Origin of the sequence: Enterobacter sp. LM3 (assembly GCF_046622475.1) — a bacterium.
GTDB classification, from domain to species: domain Bacteria; phylum Pseudomonadota; class Gammaproteobacteria; order Enterobacterales; family Enterobacteriaceae; genus Enterobacter; species Enterobacter cloacae_P.
Window position 1 is genome coordinate 98,160 of record NZ_JBJURN010000005.1, and the last position, 23,118, is coordinate 121,277.

The 23,118-nt window shown below is 45.7% G+C and carries 23 protein-coding genes; 13 read left to right on the forward strand and 10 right to left on the reverse strand.

The annotated features are described in order from the left end of the window. Window positions 1–3 precede the first annotated feature (3 nt). Entirely contained in the window at window positions 4–555 is a 552-nt protein-coding gene (gene ampD, locus ACJ9N4_RS08165; RefSeq protein ID WP_182273763.1) for a 1,6-anhydro-N-acetylmuramyl-L-alanine amidase AmpD, read from the reverse strand. A gap of 87 nt (window positions 556–642) precedes the next feature. Here ampD and nadC point away from each other — a divergent pair, with 87 nt between their 5' ends. The 6 genes from nadC to ACJ9N4_RS08195 all read left to right on the forward strand — a co-directional run bounded on the left by nadC (window position 643) and on the right by ACJ9N4_RS08195 (window position 6,628). Further along, window positions 643–1,536 carry a carboxylating nicotinate-nucleotide diphosphorylase gene (gene nadC / locus ACJ9N4_RS08170; RefSeq protein WP_182919408.1) on the forward strand — a complete coding sequence of 298 codons (894 nt, stop codon included), beginning with the start codon at window positions 643–645 and terminating at the stop codon, window positions 1,534–1,536. A gap of 175 nt (window positions 1,537–1,711) precedes the next feature. After that, window positions 1,712–1,774 (forward strand): prepilin-type N-terminal cleavage/methylation domain-containing protein, encoded by a 63-nt coding sequence (locus ACJ9N4_RS08175; RefSeq protein WP_411500406.1) that lies wholly within the window; start codon window positions 1,712–1,714, stop codon window positions 1,772–1,774. A gap of 171 nt (window positions 1,775–1,945) precedes the next feature. Next, entirely contained in the window at window positions 1,946–3,343 is a 1,398-nt protein-coding gene (locus tag ACJ9N4_RS08180; protein WP_094934528.1) for a 3'-5' exonuclease, read from the forward strand. Then, window positions 3,344–4,009, forward strand: a complete 666-nt coding sequence (locus tag ACJ9N4_RS08185) for a DarT ssDNA thymidine ADP-ribosyltransferase family protein (RefSeq protein ID WP_094934527.1) — start codon at window positions 3,344–3,346, stop codon at window positions 4,007–4,009. Between the two features lie 9 nt (window positions 4,010–4,018). Continuing rightward, window positions 4,019–5,704: an ADP-ribosylglycohydrolase family protein gene (locus ACJ9N4_RS08190; protein WP_411500389.1), complete on the forward strand. Its 1,686-nt coding sequence runs from the start codon at window positions 4,019–4,021 to the stop codon at window positions 5,702–5,704. 291 nt (window positions 5,705–5,995) lie between these two features. Further along, complete coding sequence (locus ACJ9N4_RS08195; RefSeq protein ID WP_411500390.1) at window positions 5,996–6,628, forward strand: recombinase family protein; 633 nt, start codon at window positions 5,996–5,998, stop codon at window positions 6,626–6,628. Between the two features lie 207 nt (window positions 6,629–6,835). Here the strand turns inward: ACJ9N4_RS08195 and ACJ9N4_RS08200 are convergent, their stop codons facing one another. The 3 genes from ACJ9N4_RS08200 to ACJ9N4_RS08210 form a co-directional block, all read right to left on the reverse strand. Beyond that, on the reverse strand, window positions 6,836–7,252 hold the full coding sequence (locus ACJ9N4_RS08200) for a lysozyme inhibitor LprI family protein (RefSeq protein ID WP_094934523.1): 417 nt from the start codon (window positions 7,250–7,252) through the stop codon (window positions 6,836–6,838). 15 nt (window positions 7,253–7,267) lie between these two features. After that, complete coding sequence (locus ACJ9N4_RS08205) at window positions 7,268–8,128, reverse strand: NADH-quinone oxidoreductase subunit J (RefSeq protein WP_094934522.1); 861 nt, start codon at window positions 8,126–8,128, stop codon at window positions 7,268–7,270. A gap of 186 nt (window positions 8,129–8,314) precedes the next feature. Continuing rightward, the gene (locus ACJ9N4_RS08210; protein WP_094934521.1) at window positions 8,315–8,578 is read right to left on the reverse strand and encodes a helix-turn-helix domain-containing protein; all 264 of its coding nucleotides are present in this window, start codon (window positions 8,576–8,578) and stop codon (window positions 8,315–8,317) included. 99 nt (window positions 8,579–8,677) lie between these two features. Here ACJ9N4_RS08210 and ACJ9N4_RS08215 point away from each other — a divergent pair, with 99 nt between their 5' ends. After that, on the forward strand, window positions 8,678–9,289 hold the full coding sequence (locus ACJ9N4_RS08215; protein WP_411500391.1) for an XRE family transcriptional regulator: 612 nt from the start codon (window positions 8,678–8,680) through the stop codon (window positions 9,287–9,289). Between the two features lie 1,279 nt (window positions 9,290–10,568). Here the strand turns inward: ACJ9N4_RS08215 and ACJ9N4_RS08220 are convergent. Continuing rightward, window positions 10,569–12,221, reverse strand: a complete 1,653-nt coding sequence (locus ACJ9N4_RS08220; RefSeq protein WP_094934519.1) for a recombinase family protein — start codon at window positions 12,219–12,221, stop codon at window positions 10,569–10,571. A 44-nt stretch (window positions 12,222–12,265) separates the two neighbouring features. On the opposite strand from ACJ9N4_RS08220, the gene ppdD reads away from it, so the two are divergent. The 3 genes from ppdD to hofC are packed head-to-tail and all read left to right on the forward strand — an operon-like array spanning window position 12,266 to window position 15,235. Continuing rightward, on the forward strand, window positions 12,266–12,667 hold the full coding sequence (gene ppdD, locus ACJ9N4_RS08225) for a prepilin peptidase-dependent pilin (protein ID WP_411500392.1): 402 nt from the start codon (window positions 12,266–12,268) through the stop codon (window positions 12,665–12,667). An 11-nt stretch (window positions 12,668–12,678) separates the two neighbouring features. After that, window positions 12,679–14,061 carry a type II secretion system protein GspE gene (gspE, locus tag ACJ9N4_RS08230; protein ID WP_182920001.1) on the forward strand — a complete coding sequence of 461 codons (1,383 nt, stop codon included), beginning with the start codon at window positions 12,679–12,681 and terminating at the stop codon, window positions 14,059–14,061. Continuing rightward, the gene (gene hofC, locus ACJ9N4_RS08235) at window positions 14,051–15,235 is read left to right on the forward strand and encodes a protein transport protein HofC (RefSeq protein ID WP_182919407.1); all 1,185 of its coding nucleotides are present in this window, start codon (window positions 14,051–14,053) and stop codon (window positions 15,233–15,235) included. The genes gspE and hofC overlap by 11 nt, the downstream gene beginning before the upstream one ends. Window positions 15,236–15,291: 56 nt before the next feature. Here the strand turns inward: hofC and ACJ9N4_RS08240 are convergent, their stop codons facing one another. Beyond that, on the reverse strand, window positions 15,292–16,335 hold the full coding sequence (locus tag ACJ9N4_RS08240) for a GMP reductase (protein ID WP_182919406.1): 1,044 nt from the start codon (window positions 16,333–16,335) through the stop codon (window positions 15,292–15,294). A gap of 228 nt (window positions 16,336–16,563) precedes the next feature. On the opposite strand from ACJ9N4_RS08240, the gene coaE reads away from it, so the two are divergent. Genes coaE through yacG form a run of 3 tightly spaced genes read left to right on the forward strand, consistent with a single transcriptional unit; the run spans window position 16,564 to window position 18,131 of the window. Then, on the forward strand, window positions 16,564–17,184 hold the full coding sequence (gene coaE, locus ACJ9N4_RS08245) for a dephospho-CoA kinase (protein WP_411500393.1): 621 nt from the start codon (window positions 16,564–16,566) through the stop codon (window positions 17,182–17,184). Further along, window positions 17,184–17,927, forward strand: a complete 744-nt coding sequence (gene zapD / locus ACJ9N4_RS08250) for a cell division protein ZapD (protein WP_182273757.1) — start codon at window positions 17,184–17,186, stop codon at window positions 17,925–17,927. Before coaE ends, zapD begins: the two co-directional genes overlap by 1 nt. 9 nt (window positions 17,928–17,936) lie before the next feature. Continuing rightward, window positions 17,937–18,131, forward strand: coding sequence for a DNA gyrase inhibitor YacG (gene yacG, locus ACJ9N4_RS08255; RefSeq protein WP_182919404.1), 195 nt, complete (start codon window positions 17,937–17,939; stop codon window positions 18,129–18,131). 25 nt (window positions 18,132–18,156) lie between these two features. Here the strand turns inward: yacG and mutT are convergent, their stop codons facing one another. The 4 genes from mutT to lpxC all read right to left on the reverse strand — a co-directional run bounded on the left by mutT (window position 18,157) and on the right by lpxC (window position 23,081). Continuing rightward, window positions 18,157–18,558, reverse strand: coding sequence for an 8-oxo-dGTP diphosphatase MutT (gene mutT / locus ACJ9N4_RS08260; RefSeq protein WP_182273755.1), 402 nt, complete (start codon window positions 18,556–18,558; stop codon window positions 18,157–18,159). Between the two features lie 56 nt (window positions 18,559–18,614). Then, a complete protein-coding gene (gene secA / locus ACJ9N4_RS08265; RefSeq protein ID WP_182919403.1) occupies window positions 18,615–21,320 on the reverse strand; it encodes a preprotein translocase subunit SecA in 2,706 nt (901 codons plus the stop codon). A 60-nt stretch (window positions 21,321–21,380) separates the two neighbouring features. Beyond that, window positions 21,381–21,884: a secA translation cis-regulator SecM gene (gene secM, locus ACJ9N4_RS08270; RefSeq protein ID WP_182273753.1), complete on the reverse strand. Its 504-nt coding sequence runs from the start codon at window positions 21,882–21,884 to the stop codon at window positions 21,381–21,383. A 279-nt stretch (window positions 21,885–22,163) separates the two neighbouring features. Then, window positions 22,164–23,081, reverse strand: a complete 918-nt coding sequence (gene lpxC, locus ACJ9N4_RS08275) for a UDP-3-O-acyl-N-acetylglucosamine deacetylase (RefSeq protein ID WP_182273752.1) — start codon at window positions 23,079–23,081, stop codon at window positions 22,164–22,166. Window positions 23,082–23,118: the final 37 nt, after the last annotated feature.

Consider the following 23,118-nt stretch of genomic DNA (forward strand, 5'->3'; position numbering starts at 1 on the left):
TCCTTACTCAGACGAAGCGCTCAGCAAGGCGCGAAACCGGGCCCAGTCAAACGCCGGACCGGGGTCGGTTTTTCTTGCTGGGGCGATATCACTGTGCCCCGTTATGTTCTCAGCAATGGCGGGGTACAACCCAATCAATGCACGTGTCACACACACCAGTTGCTGATACTGTGCATCGGTGTAGGGCGTCGTGTCAGTACCTTCCAGTTCAATTCCAATGGAGAAATCATTGCAGCGCTCGCGTCCCTGATAAACCGATACACCCGCATGCCAGGCGCGCTTATCAAAAGGAACATACTGAACAACTTCACCATCGCGACGGATCAGACAGTGAGCCGACACGCGCAGATGCGCAATTTCAGCAAAAAAAGGATGGGCATTGGGATCTATCGTTCCCGTGAATAGCGCATCGATCCACGGGCCACCAAACTCACCTGGCGGGAGACTAATATTATGAACCACCAGCAGTGTGGGCTTTTCATCCTCCGGGCGGCAATCGTGGTGCGGCGAGGGCACATGCCGCGCATCCACCAGCCATCCGTTTTCTAACAACATGCTGGAACTCCTTATGTATGGTGCTGTTACTCGGTTCAGAGTAGCATGTTTCAATATTATGATTCGTTACCAATTTGGAGTTTTATCATGCCGCCTCGCCGCTACAACCCCGACCACCGACGTGAAGCGCTTCTGGAACGTATTAATATGGATATTCCGGCAAGCGTTGCCCATGCTCTGAAAGAAGATCTGGGCGGTGACGTTAACGCCGACAAAGATATTACCGCACAATTATTGCCAAAAGAGACACACTCGCACGCCGTGATTATCACCCGCGAAGACGGCGTTTTTTGTGGTAAGCGCTGGGTTGAAGAGGTCTTTACTCAACTGGCCGGCGACGATGTACAAATCACCTGGCATGTCGCTGATGGCGATATCGTTAAGGCAAATCAACCGCTGTTCGAGCTGGATGGCCCATCCCGTGTGCTGCTCACCGGTGAACGTACCGCCCTCAACTTTGTGCAAACCTTGTCGGGCGTGGCCAGCGAAGTACGTCGCTATGTTGACCTGCTGGTTGGTACCCGCACACAGTTGCTGGACACCCGCAAAACGCTGCCGGGCCTGCGCACTGCGCTGAAGTACGCGGTATTATGCGGCGGCGGTGCAAACCATCGTCTGGGGTTATCCGACGCCTTCCTGATTAAAGAGAATCACATCATTGCTTCTGGCTCTGTACGTCAGGCAGTGGAGAAAGCGTTCTGGCTCCACCCGGATGTGCCGGTCGAAGTGGAAGTCGAAAACCTGGAAGAGCTGGAGCAGGCCATTAAGGCCGGAGCCGATATCATCATGCTGGATAACTTTGAAACCGGGCAGATGCGCGAGGCGGTAAAACGCAACAATGGCCGGGCCCAGCTGGAAGTATCCGGTAACGTTACATTCGAAACCATCCGTGAGTTCGCGGAAACCGGCGTCGATTACATCTCCGTCGGTGCGCTCACCAAACACGTACGTGCCCTCGACCTCTCAATGCGTTTCAAATAATAGTGCTTCCCCTCTCCGCCCGGAGAGGGGAAACGTCAGGCCCGCTCGCAAATCTGCTGTTCGTCTCTGCAACCCTGAGCTAAATCCCTGAAAGCCCCTTCACATTCCCTCTTTTGCCTCTCGTTTCTGCCCCTTTGTGCTGCCAGAGTAGCGCCACTTAACCAAAGGAGCTGACATGAACAGACAACAAGGATTTACGCTCATTGAGTTGATGGTGATTAGTGTAGTTATTATATAGTAAAATTTGTGATCACTAACCGTTTGAAAGATAAGTTATATCCTCCGCTTGAAGGCTTCATCCATCAGGTATATAAGATTAATACTAATTAGACATTACTAAATGATGTCTTCTCTATAACACCTTCAGTTGAAGGTAAAAAACGGAAAAAGAAACTTTAAGGAGATAAGTTTGAAAATTCTTTCGAACCATCGTGCTACACCTGAACAGCTGCCAATAGTCAGTCGGAATACAGCAGGCATAGTCGTTATCAGGGGTGCCGCAGGTAGTGGTAAAACCACAAGTGCTTTACTTAGACTCACAGCAATAGTCAATGCGTTAACATATCGAAGAAATCTTAACAATGACAATACACCTATCAAAACATTAGTGCTGTCATTTAACCGAACCCTTGCCGGATATATTGAGGGGCTAATTGATGACAGCATCCAAGCTAAAGCTATCCCAGTAGAGGTTGAAAATGATACATTTTCTAATTGGGCTCGAAGGCACCTCAATACACCTTTGATTAAGGATACAACTCGAGATTCTTATCTTTTAAATAAATGTTTAACACTTGGGCTTGATTTAAATTTTGTACTCGATGAAATAGACTATTTTCGAGGCAGATTCCGCCATCACGAATTAGATAATTACCTAACAGTTGAGAGAACTGGTAGAGGATTGTCGCCACAAGTAACAAGACAGACTCGCCAGCGTTTAATTGATATTGTTCGCTCCTATGTACAATATCTTGAAGAGCATCAGTTAGACGATTGGCATACTCAGTGCGAGAAAATGATCTCTCATGAATGTCTGGGGTATGACATAATTGTCGTTGATGAAACGCAAGATTTTTCAGCCAATCAAATTAGAGCAATATTAAAACATCTTACGGATGATTATTACTTAACGTTTGTAATTGATACTATACAGCGATTATACCCGCGAGGCTTCACATGGGTAGAAACTGGATTAGATATGCGTAATGCGGCCTATTTCAGATTAGGTGAAAATCATAGAAACACAGTAGAAATTGCTGCATTTGCTGCGTCTATTACCCATGGATTAACAATCGATGATGATGGAAGCATTAGCGACTTTACAAGAGCTACAAGGCATGGGCCAAAACCAGTTGTGTGCAAAGGGCTATACTCGCAACAAGTAAGATATGCCATTGATTACATTCAAAGGAATGTTAACCTTGCAAATGAATCTGTCGCATTTCTTAAACCTAAAGGTGGGCAATGGTTTGAAGAAATTCAAAAACAGCTTACACGTCATGGACTTCCTTATGTAACCATAACTAAAAATAAAGTTTGGTCAAGAGGACCTGAAAATATTGCATTGTCCACAATGAATTCAGCTAAAGGTCTTGAATTTGATCATGTTATAATTTTAGGCCTAAGCGATGCAAATATGCAGCATCAACAAGATGAAAATGATGATAAATTACAGCAATTAAGAAGATTGCTTGCAATGGCTATCAGTCGAGCCAGAGAGTCTGTAGTTATCGGATATAAAGAATCGGAAAAATCAGATTTGGTTGACTATTTTACCCGTGGTACTTTCGATGAGGTAGATTTATAAATGGACATTGAACAATTTATATTTGAGAAAGGGATCTCAGAAATCCTGCACTTTACGACTGAAAGAGGTTTAACGGGTTGTGCAGGCACAGGTTTAGTTTTATCTCGCAAAGCTTTAAACGAAGAACAATTTCTTAGTTATATTGCATCACCTGTATCAAGTGAGAGAAAAGAAGCACAGGATACATTCAACAAAGATGAAGATTGGTTAGATTATATAAACCTTTCCATAAGTGAAATAAACACAAGTTATTTTAATGCAGCCAGAAATTGGTTTAGAGGTGAAGACAGATGGTGGTGTATAATGGCTTTTGATCCCATTATCCTAACTCACCCAAAGGTATATTTTACAACTACTAATAATATCTATACTTCCGTAATACGAACACCAGGTTGTGCAGGACTTCAATCTATGTTTGTGGAAACAATCACTCGATGGAGAGGAAAGACAGTTAGTAGAAATGGAAGACAGCAAAGATTAACCACCTGCGAACAGGCTGAAGTTCTGTATCCTAATCCTCTTGATATGAAATTCCTTAGAAGCGTTTACGTACAAAACCAAGAGCAGGCTGCATCTATACATGGGACACTGAGGAGCTTTGGTTTTCTTTCTGTAAATGTTATTATTTGTCCAGAAAAATTTTTAGGTGTGCCTAACACATTCTAAGAGGGAAAAATGAACTCACTCAGAAAACAAAAAGTCATAAATTCCGCACTGTGGGCCGCCGCTGGTGATGCTATTGGCTGGATTTCTGAACTTACCGACGAAAGTGGCTTAAAGCGAAGGATTAATGATTCCTACCTCCTCAAGCCTGTCAGCTGGAACAGAAAAATTGGAGGTTACTCAGGAGTAACGGTAAGCCTCCCAGCAGGGACATACTCAGATGATACACAATTAAGATTAGCCGTATCGAGATCTATAAGAAGTAATGGTGAATTTGACACGGAGTCATTTGCAAAAATAGAACTTCCTGTGTGGTTATCTTATGCTTTAGGTGCTGGCAGAGCAACCAAATTAGCCGCTACAAACCTCATGCGTAAAGATACAAATTGGTTTTCTAATTTCTATAAAGTTAACGGGATTGATTACACAAACTCAGGTGGAAATGGAACCGCCATGAGAATACAACCTCATGTATGGAGTTGTAAAAACATCTTAGAAAGAAAATATGTTGCATCAGTAATCAAAGATTCGTTAGTGACTCATGGTCATGTATTAGCAGTGTGTGGAGCCCTATTACATGCTGATACTTTACAGTACGCTTTAATAAATGGAAAACCTGCTGGCCCTACAGAAATCAATGGTTTTATTGATAACTTCACTGCTATCCCTCAAATTATTAACGAGATCTACGAGTTAAATAATTTCTGGCTTCCTAACTGGGAGATTATTTCAGGGAAAAAACTGCAAGAAGAAGTAGAGAGAGTTCGCATTGAATCAAAAGCATATCTATCAAAATCTCTGAATGCAGCTAAAGAATATAATGACCTCTCTGATAAATACAAATCAGTAATTGATGCACTTGAATGCAACAAAGAATCAAGGAGAGGTACTGCAACTAATACAGCAATTGCGAGTGCCTTGCTTTGTCATTTTTATAAAAACGCAAACCCATACGAAGCAATTATTTCATGTGTCAATTTATTAGGCACTGATACAGATTCAATTGGAAGTATGGCAGGAGCTATATTGGGATGTTACAGTAGCCTTCCTGAATGGGACATTCAAGATAGCAAATATATTATTAGCGAAGCCAGTAGATTAAGTGATATAGCGGAAGGAATTCCAACTGTAAACTTTGACTACCCTAATATAAACAAATGGCAATCGCCACAAACGCAAAGCGATACATTAGTCAAAAATAAGGATGGCATTTACCATATTATTGGATTGGGTAAAGTCACCTTATCAAAATCTGGTGGTTGGAAGAATAAAAATTATGAGTGGCAATGGATGCAACTCGAATATGGTCAGACTATTTTAGTAAAGAGTAAAATAGGCGATATCAAATTCGCTGAACCTACTCAACTTCGCCAAAATGATTTGACTCTAAAAAATGATATCCAGTCAGAACAAATGGCTATATCAAAAGAGCCTGAACAACAAACAGAGGTCAAAAAAGTTGTACAACCTGTTACAAGTTCATATAAGTATGAACAAAACAGTTTTAATTATGATTATGCCGACTCTGATAATTTAGATCTCGATGAGATAACTACAAACTTAATCAAAAACGGTTTTAGTGAACGTGAAGTAGGTCATTATCTTATAAGGCTTGCTGATAAAAAAGGTCTCGATTCCTGTATAGCATTTGCAGCAATCATTGGTAAGGCTTTTATCACAAGAAAGAAAAAGCAATAGTCTATATAACGGCCTAAAGCAACAAGTTTTGGGCCTTTTTCTATAAGCAATGATTAATATCTTACATAAGTTTTATCAATTCCTTTAAAAGGCACATGCATTTCCGCTAATACATACTTGGCATGAATCTATTTAAATGAGTATGTTTCTTACACTTCCCTATGGTTCCCGACATGTATACCCCAAGCAGACTTACAATTTGCCTTTGTATATTGGTTCACTAAATCTATTTTACAACTTAAAAAGGACCAAATATAATGAACCATGTAAAACGAACTGAAGGAAGATACAATGCGTATTTGGGGCTATTTAAGGGCTTCAACCCAAGAACAAAATGCTTTACGAGGGAAAGTGGAACTTGATGAATTCGTAAGCACACATGGTATGAAAGTCTCAAAATACTTTATCGAGAATGTATCTGGTGCAACGTTGCAACGTCCTCAACTATTTCAATTACTCGATATTGCAGAATCGGGCGATGTACTTCTATGTGAACAGGTAGACCGCCTGGCCAGGCTGACTACCAATGATTGGAAAACTCTTCGCACACTCATCGAGTCAAAAGGAATTCGAGTAGTATCGTTAGATCTTCCAACCAGCCACCAATTATTGAAAGGAAGTACTGATTCACTAACTTCTCGAATGTTCGAATCAATGAATACGATGATGTTAGATTTTCTGGCAGCATTCGCCCGTAAGGATTATGAAGATCGCAGACGTCGCCAAAAACAAGGAATTGACAAAGCTAAAAGTGAAGGAAAGTACAAAGGCCGTCCTGTAGATGAAAATCTCAGAAAGAAGGTTAAGGAATTGCTTTCAGATGGTAAAAGCTGGAATCGAATTCAGGAGTTGTTGGGTTGTTCAAGAGCTACTATTTCTAAAGTTTCAAAGCTACAAACAGATGAAATAAGAGATAAGCTATGATTCATAGTTATTTCAGTGAGACCGAACTCTTACTCCATAGAGTAATGCACATGTACTTTGATGAAAAAACGGATGATTATTTAATATTTGGTATACTTCTTTGTGAATGGAACGATGAAAATACTGCAAGAATTATTAATAGCGGGTTCCCACCAGCCCTGACGCATCGATGGCAATAAAAAAGGTAGCCTACGCTACCTTTTAACATCAACCACCAAGATTTGTACTATTCCTTAGTCGATAAAGATCTAATGTTTTATCGCGGATGATATTCATTTTGCTTTCAGCCGCAATTAAACTCCAGATAGTACCCTCTTCTTTTTGATAAAAAGCCTCAATTCCTTTATTATACAAATCTCTGTATTTTATCCATTGCCTTTGTGAATCTCTTAGGGTTGTACGCACATTTTCAGGCTGATCTTTCATTAGCAGTTTGTACTGATTCCCAAGCTCAGTATCCCAAGCTGTAGTAGCTTTGATATAGCAATTCTGTGAATCAATAGTACTAACGGCATCCATTTTGCATTTTTGTAATGTACTATCAATATTTTGCTTCAGTTCTTCAGCAGAGGCTGATAAACACAATAGTAAGCTTGAACTTATAACCACCGCTTTGAAATACATAATACTGAACCCATTTCAATTATCAGTTTGTACTGTAACACGATGTTCTATCTCGTTAAGATGAGCTATACCACAATTTTCTAATTGAGAACGGGCAAATCTAATATCATTGCTGGTTCTCTGGATATCTGGATCGGTTGTAGGACTCCTCCCCCCTGCAAATGGCGAAATACCCGACCGGGTTAAAGAATCAGAGGTTTCATTCCAGTACTCAATGGCTTGCTCAGACGCTGCATTAGCAGCTAACAATCGATTGAATTCACGTGAGCATGACTTCTTTTGAATAGCAATGTAATCATCGACCCAAACACCATGTTGCTTGTAGATATTTTCAGCTACTAAGTACTTACCACTACTCTTGTCGAGACTATTAATCTTACTTTCGATGTAGTCTTTGTTCTTTTTTTCTAATGCTACAGCGGCGGCATGTTTATCGGCTAATTTCATTGACTCATCTTGCTTAGCTTTAACCTCAATCCACTTTTCTCTGTTAAAGATCCCGGCACTCTTCGCTTCAGAGAATTGATCTTCGATCATAAAACCAAGATTCTTTCCTTGCAGATTCATCATATGAACATTAGCTTGCCCAGCTATTAATAATAAAATTACAATAATGACAGGTAGAAGAAAGTTATTAAAAAACTTTGGAAGTTTTTGTATTAATGCGGGGTAATTTTCTTGCACAGATGGAATGGCTATAATTGACCACCAAAATGAAATGATCATAACCATACTCCAAAATGCTAAAGTAACTAATGCAAGTAATACTGTAGCAAATGACATCCCTGGTTCATTGAATGTACTAAAATAACTATAAACCATGAACACCATGATTAAGCCGAATCCCATATAAACAAAAAACTGTATTTTCTTCATTTTTATTTTCCCTTATTATTTTAATACTCGTTTTATATTACCGAGAGAGTCAACTTCTACTCTGACAAGTTTTCTACATGCTCCGCACGAACCTACACCTGTACCACTGCTTTTTATTCCGGTGTTAACTGTCGTAGTACTTCCACAATGCGGACAAACCACTGTATATGTTGCGTATGCCACAATTTATTCCTCACTATTGCTGTAACGTTCTGGCCAGATTTCTTCTCGGGTCACCCCAATATAATCGGCAATAATCTGCTCACCTTTTGGCCAATGTCTCTCAAGGGCGTTGTATAGCGTTCGTTCATGCAAGCCGTTGTCTCGGGACAACTTAGCCAACGAGCTACCTCTTTTGCGTATAGCTGCAAGCACATCGGCTCGATGCCAGTTTCGAGTACTGGCATTTGATTCCTTTTTTTGAGATCCTTCTTGTTTATGATTCTTCATTATGATCACTCATTACTTAATCATGAACATGATTGATCAATAAAATGAACAAGTCAAATCGAATTAGGAATACAATTCCTTAAGTTGAATGGCGATAGAATGATCAATAAAAAGCAAAGTACTAAAGAGTTCAGTGAACGCTTAAAGCACGTCATAGCAGCACTTGGAACAACGGGTAGAGAGTTCTCAAAACGTGCGGGTATTGGCTATAGCACTGTTCACAACTACATGCACGGTTCATCAAGCCCTACACTGGATAACTTAGTACTCTTGGCAAAAGCAGGCAATGTATCTATTGAGTGGCTGGCAACAGGCCAACAATCGAGCATGGGCAGTACTGATTCAGAAGTCATATATGTACCTTTTATTGATCATGCCGACGAAATGCTGAAACTTGATGTTCAACTGCTTGATGTGAAGGATTTACACTCTCTCCGTGCTATCAAGGTCAATACCGATGTAATGACCCCTACTTTTCTTACGGGAGGAGTAATCATAATTGATACTAACGATATAAATTTAACCGATAACAAACTTGTTGTATTAAAACAGAGCGGGAATTATTTGTTTAAGAGAGTACAGGTGCTCATAGATGGAGTACGCTTATTGAGTGATAATGATAGCTATCCACCAATCGCAGTACCTTTTGAAGATATGAAAAGTATCAATGTCGTTGGTGCTGTAGTGATGATTATTAACAAAATTAATTAGCATAATTAGTACTTCCACCAATTACCGTTAACAAACCTACCCAAGGTAGTGAAAGGTGGAAGTTGTAACTATTATAGTACATGACACAATTAATTAGGAGATCATAGCAAGAGGTCGCTACAAGCCGAGATCATTACCTTCAATCCTAACGATATCTAATTGAATTAATATTTCCATTTAATGTTATTTTTTGACTGTCCCGCTTTACAAGCGAGCCAGGAATTTCACTCGATTGAATCTCACGGCGTTCGCTTCAACTCGAATATCAATTCATTGGATATTAATTTTTTGATAGGACATTTATCAAATATTGATTAGCTTTAGCAGCGTTACCCCTTGACGGGATTTCTTGGATACATTTCGATCCCCCACTGCGGGGGGAAGATACTCAAGATATACAATTAATTTGTACTTCTTGACGCTGATACTCATCAACATTTCATACAGCGAATTTTGGATACAACTATATTGTACTCAAGCGGAAGCGGGTTGCCCTGTTTCTTCCTATCGCCATTCTTTGCAACGGTCGTAGCTCATCACTACTCTTCTTATAAAAGCTGTATGAATAACTCCTATAAGCGTCTAAGTACATCTCAAATTCTGGACGGATCTATATTGTATAAATTCGTCACTGAATCTATTAGAAGTAATAGACTCCCTTATACCATTTGGTAAGGATTGGCCTTATATGTCTATCAAGGGAATCTACGGGGTATTATCCGATTCCTTTATAGTGCCACATTGCCGTGACTCCTGCGTTTTCGTCTTTTTTGTCTGGAATTTACGCTCGGGAAATTTGCACGGGTTTCATTTGCACTGCGTTCTGTTGAACAACTCATCTGCCATCTACTTGTCGATAGGGTCAGGTTTTAATTTATTATACCAAGGATAATGACGCTCTTATCATTACCCCACGACTAACGGGTACACCAACAGGATTTTAACTATACATATAGTATAGGACATAATTTAAATTCATTTCATTTTTTTCTTCTCTCCCTATAAATATCTACCGATATTTATAGGTTAGAAAAAACAAATCTAAATCATTATTTTTTGATGCTTAAAAAGCCATATTATAAGATAAGCTTCGCTAAAGAACCCGCCTTTAGGTTTGTAATAATAATCATATGTGGACTATTACTTCTTCAATAACAAAATTAAGGTTCCATTCAACAGTAAAAAAATGAGCTTTGTTTTTTACTGAGTAAAATTCATTCCAATCTACATGGATACTTCAACTACGCTCAAAAAAAACCAAGGTGCCTTCCTAACTAAGTCAATCAAATAATGCATATGCATCTTCATTACTAATCGGTTTAGAATTTAAATAATACTGTTTACTTTCAATATCGTATGTCATTATTTCATTGCCAAGTGTAACTACTAAAACTTTGTTTTCTACATATGTATTACTTAATAAAAGCCCTTCTTTAAGACTAATGGTTATCCATTGTACATCATTGCTAACATAAAATGACACCGATACTAAAACAATGTTTTTCTGTATTTTCAGTATTTGAATCTCTCTAATGATCTTTCTTATTTTTATGTTAAATTCTTGTCTAACCTCAATATTACTAACATCCATCAACTCATTATTAATTTTTTTTACTATCTCTTCATAACTAACACTAACATTCTCTAATGCTTTTATATCATCAATTTTACCTTGTAATTCCCTAACTTTTGCCTCAAGATTTTTTAGTACCTTATAATCAGTTTCACTTGGAATATCCACAGAGTCTACTGTTCTTTGGACATTTGCCAAATAGTTAGAGTAATGAATTAATTCACTACTCAAATTTTCAAGTTCTACCGCATGAGATGAATTGTTAAGACTGCCAAAATCTAAATGCCTCAAATACTTTATTAGTGTATTCTCAACGACATTATACTTGAACCCGTTAGCAACACATCGTTTGTTCCCCGCGATAGCATGAGAACATCGACCAAAGCGATTTCCATTTTCATTATTAATTAAAATATGGCCTGCCTTGCATAATCCGCAAATTAACACCCCTGAAAATAGCGTATTAGCTCTACGGTTTATTTTTTTATCACGACCTGGCTTTGTTAATCGCTGCTCAGCTCTTTTGAATTGAAGCTCAGTAATAATAGCAGGATACATCATAATCCCATCAAAATTATTGCGTAGTGTTGATTGAGTTCTATGTTTACCTGTGACTCTCTCATCTTTTAGTACTCTATGTACGCTCCAATTACTCCAAGTTTTACCATTGTATTTGTATCCTTCACTATTAAGTCTATCTCGGATATATGCCTGACCATAACCATTATTATACCATTCAAAAATGAGACGAATTGGTGCAACTCTTTCTGGTATTTCTTGGTATAGGTCATTTTCAACTTTTAACCAACCTGGGCAACGACCTGTTAAAGGAACATGTTTTTTTACTGTTTTTTCAAAACGTTCATCCCAATTTTTAATTGAAAGCTTTTGCTTTCTGAGTGATTCTTTATGGCTACGAGTTAATCCTGCTGATATTTGATTTAAGTCACTACATCTATGATGTACTGTCTCTGTATCAATTTCATGTACATCACACCCTTTATTAATCAAACCTAAAAAGAGTTCAGCTGCTTCATTGGGATTTGCTCTTGAAAACCGATCTATGTTTTCAATAATCAATACAGCATTTTTGATCTTTCCGCTTTTATAATCAGCTATAAAGGAATGAAGTACAGATCCTTTTTCAATATTTTTCCCACTAAAACCACTAACTCCTTCAGCTTTTAAGAATACTATATTGTCAACATTTAATTCGTACCCTAAACCATCCTTGTCCTCATATTCTTCGACATAAGTCGTTAGCAAGGCTTGCTGACGACTCATACCAAATCCACCTTTCTCAGTCTTTTGGCGTCCTGAACTTACACGGCAATAGCAGAAGGCTGTTTTGATACCCATGATGAAAAATCCTTCAAATTTTTTACTATATAATAACACGTATAATGGTGGTGATCGGCATTATTGCCATCCTGAGCGCCATTGGCGTGCCCGCATACCAGAACTATCTGCGCAAAGCGGCATTGACCGACATGCTGCAAACCTTCATCCCGTATCGTACTGCCATTGAGCTTTGCGCACTGGATCATGGCGGTGTGGAAAGCTGTGACGGAGGCAGTAATGGCATCCCTTCTCCCACAACTACACGCTATGTCTCAGGAATGAGTGTGGTGAAAGGCATCGTGATATTAACGGGCCAGGAAAGTCTGAATGGGCTTGACGTGGTCATGACGCCGCAATGGAACGATGGCAACGGCATGACGGGCTGGACGCGTGACTGCACTATCAGTAACGACAGCGCGCTCAAACAGGCCTGTGAAGACGTCTTCCGCTTCGACAATAACTGACAGGAGGGATGATGAATTCAGAACAACTCGTCGCTCTGTGCCAGCGTCATCACGCCGTACTACTGACCAGCGATACCGACATGATTAACATTGCCGTGGTGGGAAACCCCGGCACCGAACTGATGGAAGCCCTGCGCTTCGCGACCCAAAAACGCATTGATATCGAGTGCTGGAGTATTGAGCGCATGGAAAAACACCGGCAGATGACCTCACACACACATCTGCCCGTCGTACCAGACTCACGCTCAGCGGTGGATATCCTCAACCACACGCTACAGCTGGCAATAAACCAGCGCGCATCCGACATCCACATCGAACCCATGGAGCACGCCTGCCAGATCCGCTTACGTATTGACGGCGTGCTGTGCCCACAACCACCACTCTCCGCAACGCTGGCGACCATGCTCAGCGCGCGCTTAAAAGTATTGGGTAATCTGGATATTGCGGAACGCCGCTTACCCCAGGATGGGCAGTTTACGGTTGAACTGGCAAACGAGCCGGTCTCTTTCCGCATCGCCACGCTTCCCTGTAGCGGTGGTGAGAAAATTGTGCTGCGCCTGCTTCATCAGGTTCAACAGGCGCTGGAACCTGGAAAGCTGGGGATGAGAGCAGAGCAACTGGCCTGCTTTACCGGGGTGCTCCATAACCCTCAGGGGCTGATTCTGGTCACGGGACCTACCGGCAGCGGCAAAACCGTGACGTTATACAGCGCGTTGCAGGCGCGAAACACCCCGGACGTCAACATCTGCAGTGTGGAAGATCCGATTGAGATCCCACTGGCAGGGTTGAACCAGACGCAGATTAACCCACGTGCGGGCTTAACCTTTCAGAGCGTACTGAGGGCACTTCTGCGCCAGGATCCCGACATTATCATGGTGGGTGAAATTCGCGACGGTGAAACGGCAGAAATCGCCATCAACGCCGCACAGACCGGGCACCTGGTGCTGTCAACGCTGCACACCAACTCAACGGCAGAAGCCCTGGTTCGCCTGCAACAAATGGGGGTTGCTCGCTGGATGCTCTCCTCTGCGTTATCACTGGTGATTACCCAGCGGCTGGTACGTCGTCTGTGTCCACATTGCCGACAGGAAACCAGCGACCACACAGAATTACCGCGTGCAGTATGGCCCCGCCCGCTCCCGCGCTGGCAGCCTGCAGGTTGCGATCGCTGCTATCACGGGTTTTATGGCCGCGTCGCCATTTTTGAAGTGCTCGCCATCGACAACACACTCCGGCAGGCCATTGCCAGCGGGGCGGCGACAGAGGTGATAGAAGCCAGCGCCCGACAGGCGGGAATGACATCTTTATTTGAACATGGCTGCATGGCCGTTGAGCAAGGGCTGACCACGCTCGAAGAGCTGCTGCGCGTACTGGGAATGCCCGATGGCATCTAATCATCTCTGGCGCTGGCGCGCGCTTTCTCTTGAAGGAGAACCCCAGAACGGGACTCTTTTAGCCCCTGACCGTGAAGCGGCCTTCGCCAGATTGATGAACAAAGGGCTACACCCTCTGACGCTCACCCGGTGCTCACAGGGGCAACGCTGGCGATCCCATCACTGCTACGAGATGTTCCGCCAGCTCGCCACACTTTTGCAGGCGGGTCTGACGTTATCTCACAGCCTGCAAATGCTGGCAGACCAGCATCCGGTACAACAATGGCAGGCGTTGCTGCAAAGCATCGCCGATGATCTTAGCGAAGGGTGCAATTTCTCAGAGGCACTGCAAAAATGGCCTGCGGTATTTAACCCGCTTTATGTTTCTATGGTGAAAACAGGCGAGCTGACGGGAAAACTGGAAGCGTGCTGTCGCCAGCTTGCCCGGCAACAAAAATCTCAGCAGCAACTCAGTGCGAAAGTGAAAAAGGCACTGCGCTACCCGATGATCATCCTGACGCTGGCAGTCCTCGTCGTGCTGGCAATGGTTACGCTGGTCTTACCGGAATTTGCCGCGATCTACAGGACGTTTAACACGCCGCTTCCCCTGCTGACGCAGATGGTCATGGAGTTGGCAGCCTTTATACAGTCCTACGCCATCGCCCTGTTCATGGCACTGCTTCTGCCAGTTGCCATCGCATATAGCCTGCGGCGACATCCTCGCTGGCAGCGAACGCTGTTGCTCATCCCCGTTCTGGGCGCGCTGGCAAGAGGGCAAAAACTGGGGCAAATATTTACCGTGCTGTCACTCACGCAGCAGGCTGGTATTGCATTTTTACAGGGACTGGAGAGTGCAGAAGACGCCGTTGAGAGCCAGTACTGGCAAGAGAAACTGCGGAACATTCGGGAAGATATCGAAAAGGGTATGCCCGTCTGGTCATCATTCCAGAAGGCGGCAGTCTTTACACCGTTGTGTATTCAACTGGTGCGAACAGGTGAAATATCAGGAGCGCTCGACGTCATGCTGGAGAACCTTGCTCGTCACCACACCGAGCAAACCTTTCAGCTGGCCGATAGCCTGGCGGCGCTCCTGGAACCTTTACTTCTGATAGTGACGGGCGTCATCATCGGCACGCTGGTCGTGGCGATGTATCTGCCGATTTTCCATCTGGGGGATGCGATGAGTGTGGGATAGCGCTGGCGCACGAACATACCCTGAATAATGACGGGGATATGCGCCAGCGAAAGCCATTACAGGCTATTGAATACGCGGTTTTCCTGCTCCTGAACTCGGATAAATGTCGTGCGTTTAGTCAGCTCTTTCAGGCGGGATGCACCAACGTAGGTACAGGCAGAACGCAGACCGCCGAGAATGTCGAGTGCCGTATTATCCACCGGGCCACGCAGAGGCAGCTTCACGGTTTTACCTTCTGCCGCGCGGTATTTTGCCACGCCACCAACGTGACGGGTCATCGCGGATTCAGAGCTCATGCCGTAGAACAGCATAAATTTCTCGCCATTCTCTTCAACCACGGTACCACCGCTCTCTTCGTGCCCTGCCAGCATTCCGCCGAGCATCACAAAGTCTGCGCCGCCGCCAAAGGCTTTAGCAACATCACCCGGCATAGTACAACCGCCGTCACTGATGATCTGACCGCCCAGACCATGCGCGGCATCGGCACACTCAATCACGGCAGACAGCTGCGGGTAACCCACACCGGTTTTCACGCGAGTGGTACACACGGAGCCCGGGCCAATGCCCACTTTCACGATATCCGCGCCAGAGAGGATCAGCTCTTCACACATTTCACCGGTCACCACGTTGCCCGCGATGATGGTTTTGCCCGGCCACGCTTCACGCGCTTTACTGACGAACTGCACGAAGTGTTCTGAATAACCATTCGCGACATCAATACATACAAAGTTGAGCGCCGGGTTAGCATTCAGGATCTGATTGGTTTTTTCGAAATCTGCATCGGATGTGCCGGTTGAGACCATCACATGCTTCACCACATCTTCGGATGCCGCTGCAACAAACGCATTCCACTCTTCCGGGCTGTAGTGTTTGTGTACTGCGGTGAGAACATCGAATTTCGCCAGTGCGGTCGCCATCGCGAAGGTTCCGACAGTGTCCATGTTAGCAGCAATGATCGGCACGCCAGACCAGGTCTGACCGGAGTGTTTAAAGGTGAATTGACGTTCGAGTTCAACGTCTGAGCGACTTTTCAGTGTAGAGCGTTTAGGGCGGATAAGAACGTCTTTGAAACCTAACTTCAGATCTTCTTCGATACGCATGTGCAGATTCCTGGGGTTAGAAGCAAATATGTTAAAAGCACAACTCCAGTGACGCTATCATACGCACTAATACCTGCTCCGCAAGACTGCGAAATTCTCTTTTTTTACGCTACAATCCTATAAATTTACCTGGTAAAAAGCCGGTAAAGAGAACTAAACATTTGCGGGCGCACGCTTAAATTTCAACCAACTGATTTTAATAATGAATAATTCCCAGGATTTGATTTAATGGGGTATATCGTCGCATTAACCGGCGGCATCGGTAGTGGCAAAAGTACCGTTGCGGACGCATTTTCTCGTCTGGGTATCACAATTATTGATGCTGATATCATTGCCCGTCAGGTGGTAGAGCCTGATACACCCGCACTAAAGGCCATTGAGGCGCATTTTGGCCCGACAATCATTAACGCAGATGGCACGCTTAATCGCCGCCAGCTTCGTGAATGTATTTTTTCTGATCCTTCAGAAAAAAGCTGGCTCAATACCCTGCTCCATCCCATTATCCATCAGGAAACCCAGCGTCAGATTGCCGCAGCCATCTCGCCCTATGTTCTGTGGGTGGTTCCGTTGCTGGTAGAGAATAACCTTCAGAATAAAGCCGATCGGGTTCTGGTCATTGATGTTTCGCCCGAAACGCAGGTCCAGCGAACCGTGGCACGCGACCATGTCTCGCGCGAACATGCTGAACAAATCCTTGCCGCTCAGGCTACGCGCACTCAGCGTCTTGCCGTTGCGGATGATGTTATTGATAATAACGGCGCACCAGATGCCATTGCATCGGATGTTGCCCGTCTGCACGAACAGTATCTGACGTTCGCCGCGCAGGCCGTTGCACAGGAAAAACCATAATGTCTACTCATATCCTTTTTGAGCACCCGCTTAATGAAAAAATGCGTACCTGGCTGCGTATTGAATTTCTCATTCAACAGCTCTCACAACATCTGCCTGTCAACGATCACGCCACTGCGCTGCATTTCTTCCGCAACGTGGGCGATCTGCTGGATGTGATTGAACGCGGCGACGTCCGCACCGAATTGCTGAAAGAGCTGGAGCGCCAGCAGCGTAAACTGCAGGCCTGGGCGGAAGTTCCGGGCGTTGACCAAAGCCGGATAGACTCCCTTCGTCAGCAGTTGAAAAATAGCAGCAGCATCCTGATGGCTGCCCCCCGTGTAGGGCAATTTTTGCGCGAAGATCGCTTAATTGGTCTGGTACGCCAACGGCTGAGTATTCCAGGTGGATGCTGTAGCTTTGACCTGCCAACACTCCACATGTGGTTGCATATGCCCCAGGAGCAGCGTGATGCGCAGGTTGAAAGCTGGATGACAAGTCTGGAGCCAATGCATCAGGCGTTATCGCTGATCCTCGATCTTATCCGCAATTCAGCACCGTTCCGTAAGCAAACCAGTCTGAACGGTTTCTATCAGGATAATGGTGATGATGCCGATCTGTTGCGCCTGAATTTGTCTCTCAGTGACGAACTCTATCCGCAAATTTCCGGGCATAAGAGCCGTTTTGCGATCCGCTTTATGCCGCTGGACAGCGAAAATGGCACCGTGCCGGAGCGTCTCGATTTTGAACTGGCCTGTTGTTAAGGAGTGCCGATGTCTGACGTCACAACCGTAAACTGCCCCACCTGTGGGAAAATTGTCGTCTGGGGCGAAGTGAGTCCGTTTCGCCCGTTCTGTTGTAAGCGCTGCCAGTTAATCGACCTGGGAGAATGGGCGGCGGAAGAGAAACGCATTCCAAGTGAAGGCACCCTCTCTGACAGTGATGACTGGAGTGAAGAGCAGCTGTAGCGTTCAACGCCTGCTGGCACGTCGCTTAGCAGGCCTGGGGTTTTACCACTAATCGCTGGATAACAGGTTCGTTTGCCGGAGGGAATCTTTCGGCATCGCTTGCCTGAAGCTCAATCCAGTTACCCGGTTGTCCCTCTTTACCCCAGGGTTCACCTTCCCAACTTTCCACCAGCCAGAACCACAGTGTGATGTGCCTGTCCGGGAACTGGTATTCGAGTTTATCAAACAGCGTTGCACCCAGTGGGGTTATTCCCACCTCTTCCTGAAGTTCACGAACCAGCGCCTGTTCCGGTGTTTCACCTGACTCGATTTTCCCACCAGGAAATTCCCACTTGTTCGCCATATGGGCGTCGGCGGCACGCTGGGTGATAAAAATTTGGTTTTGCGGGTTGCGAATAATCCCGACGGCAATTTGCAGTATTTTCATATTGTGACTTCCATAAAAAAGGCGCAGATTTCTGCGCCTTTTTGTTTTTTATGATCTTAGTTCAGACGACCGTGGCACGCCTTGTATTTTTTACCGGAACCACATGGGCATGGATCGTTACGCCCTACTTTACGATCGCCGGTCTGCGCTGCGATCGCCGCAGCAGCTTCGCTGTCGTCAGTCTGGTGGCTCAGCTGTTGCATCTGCGCCAGACGTTCAGCCTCTTCACGACGCTGTTGTTCCATCGCTTCCACTTCTTCCGGCATACGCACCTGGACTTTGCTCAGGGTGCTGATCACTTCATACTTCAGCGATTCCAGCATAGAAGCAAACATAGAGAAGGATTCACGCTTGTATTCCTGCTTCGGATCTTTCTGCGCATAGCCACGCAGGTGGATACCCTGACGCAGGTAGTCCATTGCCGCCAGGTGTTCTTTCCACAGGGAGTCCAGCGTCTGCAGCATCACGCCTTTCTCGAAGTGGCGCATCATCTCAGCACCAACCACCTCTTCCTTACGCTTGTAAACCTCCAGTGCGGTTTCGTAGATACGTTCGCGCAGGGTTTCTTCATGCAGCTCAGGCTCTTTGTCCAGCCACTCTTTGATTGGCAGCTCAAGGTCGAAGTCGTTTTTCAGGCGTTCCTGCAGGCCTTCGATATCCCACATCTCTTCCAGAGACTGAGGTGGAATGTGCGCGTCGATAGTCGCTTTGAACACGTCTTCGCGGATGCTGTTGATGGTTTCGCTTACATCAGACACATCCAGCAGTTCGTTACGTTGGGTGTAGATCGCGCGGCGCTGATCGTTAGCAACGTCATCGTATTCCAGCAGTTGTTTACGAATATCGAAGTTGCGGCTTTCCACTTTACGCTGTGCATTGGCAATCGCTTTGGTCACCCACGGGTGCTCAATGGCTTCGCCTGGTTTCATACCCAGTTTACGCATCATGCCGGAAACACGGTCGGAGGCGAAAATACGCATCAGCGCATCTTCCATAGACAGGTAGAAGCGGGAAGAACCGGCATCACCCTGACGACCCGCACGGCCACGCAGCTGGTTATCGATACGGCGAGATTCATGACGCTCAGTACCAATGATGTGCAGACCGCCAGAAGCCAGAACCGCATCATGGCGAACCTGCCAGTCTGCTTTAATCTGGGCAATCTGTTCTGGCGTTGGGTTTTCCAGCTCCGCCACTTCGGCCTGCCAGCTACCACCCAGCATAATGTCGGTACCACGACCAGCCATGTTGGTGGCGATGGTCACAGCAGCCGGGTAACCCGCCTGCGCGACAATGTCCGCTTCTTTGGCGTGGAACTTGGCGTTCAGTACGTTGTGTTTGATACCCGCTTTGGTCAACTCATTCGAAACCACTTCGGATTTCTCGATGGAGATGGTACCCACCAGCACCGGCTGGCCGTTAGCGGTACGTTCACGAATATCTTCGATGATGGCCTGAATTTTTTCCGCTTCGGTCATGTACACCAGATCCGCCATATCCTTACGGATCATTGGACGGTTGGTTGGCACCACCACGGTATCCAGTTTGTAGATGGAGCTGAACTCAAACGCTTCGGTATCTGCCGTACCGGTCATCCCCGCCAGCTTCTCGTACAGACGGAAATAGTTCTGGAAGGTGATGGACGCCAGCGTCTGGTTTTCGTTTTGAATATCAACGCCTTCTTTGGCTTCAACAGCCTGGTGCAGGCCGTCAGACCAGCGACGACCCTGCATGGTACGGCCAGTGTGTTCATCAACGATGATGACTTCGCCGTCTTTCACGATGTAGTCGACATCACGCGTGAACAGCGCATGAGCGCGCAGTGCCGCCGTCACGTGGTGCATCAGCATGATGTTGCTCGGGGAATACAGGGATTCACCCTCGTCCATGATGTCCTGCGCAACCAGCAGTTCTTCAATTTTCACCAGACCGCGTTCAGTCAGGTTCACCTGGCGTGCTTTTTCATCTACGGAGAAATGGCCTTCACCCTGGAAGGTATCGGAGTCTTCTTTCTCCTGGCGCAGCAGGTGTGGAATGATTTTGTCGACTTTACGGTACATGTCAGAGCTGTCTTCGGCCGGGCCGGAGATGATCAGCGGAGTACGCGCTTCATCGATCAGGATGGAGTCCACCTCATCCACCAGCGCATAGTGCAGTTTACGCTGTACACGCTCTTCAGGGCTGAACGCCATGTTGTCACGCAGGTAATCGAAGCCGTATTCGTTGTTGGTACCGTAGGTGATGTCTGCATTATACGCATCACGCTTGGCTGGCGCTGGCAGGCCGGACATGTTGATGCCCACGGTCATGCCTAAGAATTCGAACAGAGGACGGTTATTTTCGGCGTCACGCTGTGCCAGGTAGTCGTTGACGGTAACGACGTGGACGCCTTTACCGCTCAGTGCGTTGAGGTATGCAGGCAGCGTTGCCGTCAGGGTTTTACCTTCACCGGTACGCATTTCTGCGATGCAGCGATCGTTAAGCACCATACCACCCAGCAGCTGTACGTCGAAGTGTCGCATACCGAACACGCGCTTACTCGCTTCACGCACAACAGCAAAAGCTTCCGGGATCAGGTTTTCTAAGGATTCACCCTTTTCCAGACGCGCACGGAATTCGGCAGTTTTCGCTTTCAGCTCATCGTCAGACAACTTCTCCATCGCCGGTTCCATACCATTGATGACGGTGACGGCTTTACGCATACGGCGCAGGGTACGATCGTTACGACTACCAAAAACTTTGGTCAATAATTTGATTAACATAATAAATTCTCAAACGCCCCATAATGGGCAGATAAATTAAGGTATTGAAAAAGCGTTAATTTAGCTGAGGCGTTGAGGCCCGGCGCGAATGCCGTGAACCTGGCTAATCCATGTCGAGACAGAGAATGTGACCGGTGGAACGAATACGATTTGCGCCGTCTGACGAACCATAACCGGCGGCTGGCTGTCCTGCGTGAGCAGCGCGTTGAGCGTGTCCAGCAAGGCAAGGTGCTGAGCCTGAACCGGCAGCGTCTCTTCTGCCACAGGCATCGCCTGCGGTGCCATCGCAAAGGACAGGTGGCGGATAACCGTACGAATGGCGTGCTGATGCCAGTAATCAACCGAGAAATTCGGGCGGCGATTAGCTTCCAGCAATGCAAGGTTAGTAAAGTTAACCCGCGTGGTGAGATCGTGTTTGGTTGTGGAGGTCTTCGTCGGTGTTGCCGCTTCAGCACTGTTGCTGAGCGCAGGCAAGCCGAGGCTCGCCGCGACCATCCCTAATAAGAGATGCGGCCAGAAGTAACGTCTGCCAAATTGTCGCCAGCGCGTCAGTATTCCGCTCACCTGCTCCACCACATAAGCCAGCCTTGTACAGGCTGAGTTCAGTTATTCTTTTTAGCGCCCAGATATTACCACTAAAGCCAGTACACAGCAGCAGGAATGACGTATCGCAGCGGGGAAAAACGGTCAAGAATGCAGCTAACGCACAGATTTTCCACGCCCGACAAGCGAGAGGAAGAACGGGAGCAAAAAAGAAGAAGGGTAAAAATAAAAACGACTGGTCTTCCTGGCCGGAGAGAGTACCAGGTTAACCAGTCGATTTTTTACGAACGGTGTAAACCGTTACGCCAGAACCATGCTTGGTGCTTTGAAAGCCAGCGGCAGTTCAGCGTCATCCTGGAAGGTCACATATTCCCAGGCTTCCTGTTTTGCCAGGACGGCCTGCAACAATTTGTTGTTCAGTGCATGACCGGATTTAAACGCGGTAAATGCACCAATGATATTGTGACCACACATGAACAGGTCGCCGATCGCATCCAGCATTTTGTGACGAACGAATTCATCTTCGAAACGCAGACCGTCTTCGTTCAGTACGCGATAATCGTCAACAACGATGGCACAATCGAAGCTGCCGCCCAGGCACAGGCCACGGGACTGCAGATATTCGATATCACGCATAAAGCCGAAAGTACGTGCACGACTGATCTGGCGCATAAACGCATCAGCTGAGAAGTTCATCGCATAGCGCTGGGTGCTGGAGTCAATCGCCGGATGGTTAAAGTCGATGGTAAAGTCCAACGAGAAACCATTGTACGGTTTGAATTCAGCCCACTTGTCACCATCTTCGACGCGAACAGTCTCTTTGATGCGAACAAATTTCTTCGCGCAGTTCAGTTCTTCGATGCCAGCATCCAGCAACAGATAAACGAACGGAGCAGCACTACCATCCATGATCGGGATTTCTGGCGCATCGACTTCAATAACAATGTTGTCGATACCCAGGCCCGCCAGGGCGGCGTTCAGATGCTCTACGGTAGAAATCCGCACGTCATGCTCGTTCACCAGGCAAGTACAGAGCATAGTATCACGCACAGATTTGGCATCGGCCGGAAAATCTACCGGTGGATTCAAGTCGGTGCGACGATAGATGACCCCGGTATTGGCCGGCGCAGGGCGCAACGTCAGGGTGACTTTCTTGCCGGTATGTAAACCGACGCCAGTCGCCTGAACGATACGTTTAAGTGTCCTTTGTTTGATCATCGTATAATCTCGCCAAATTAACTATCCAACCGAGAGT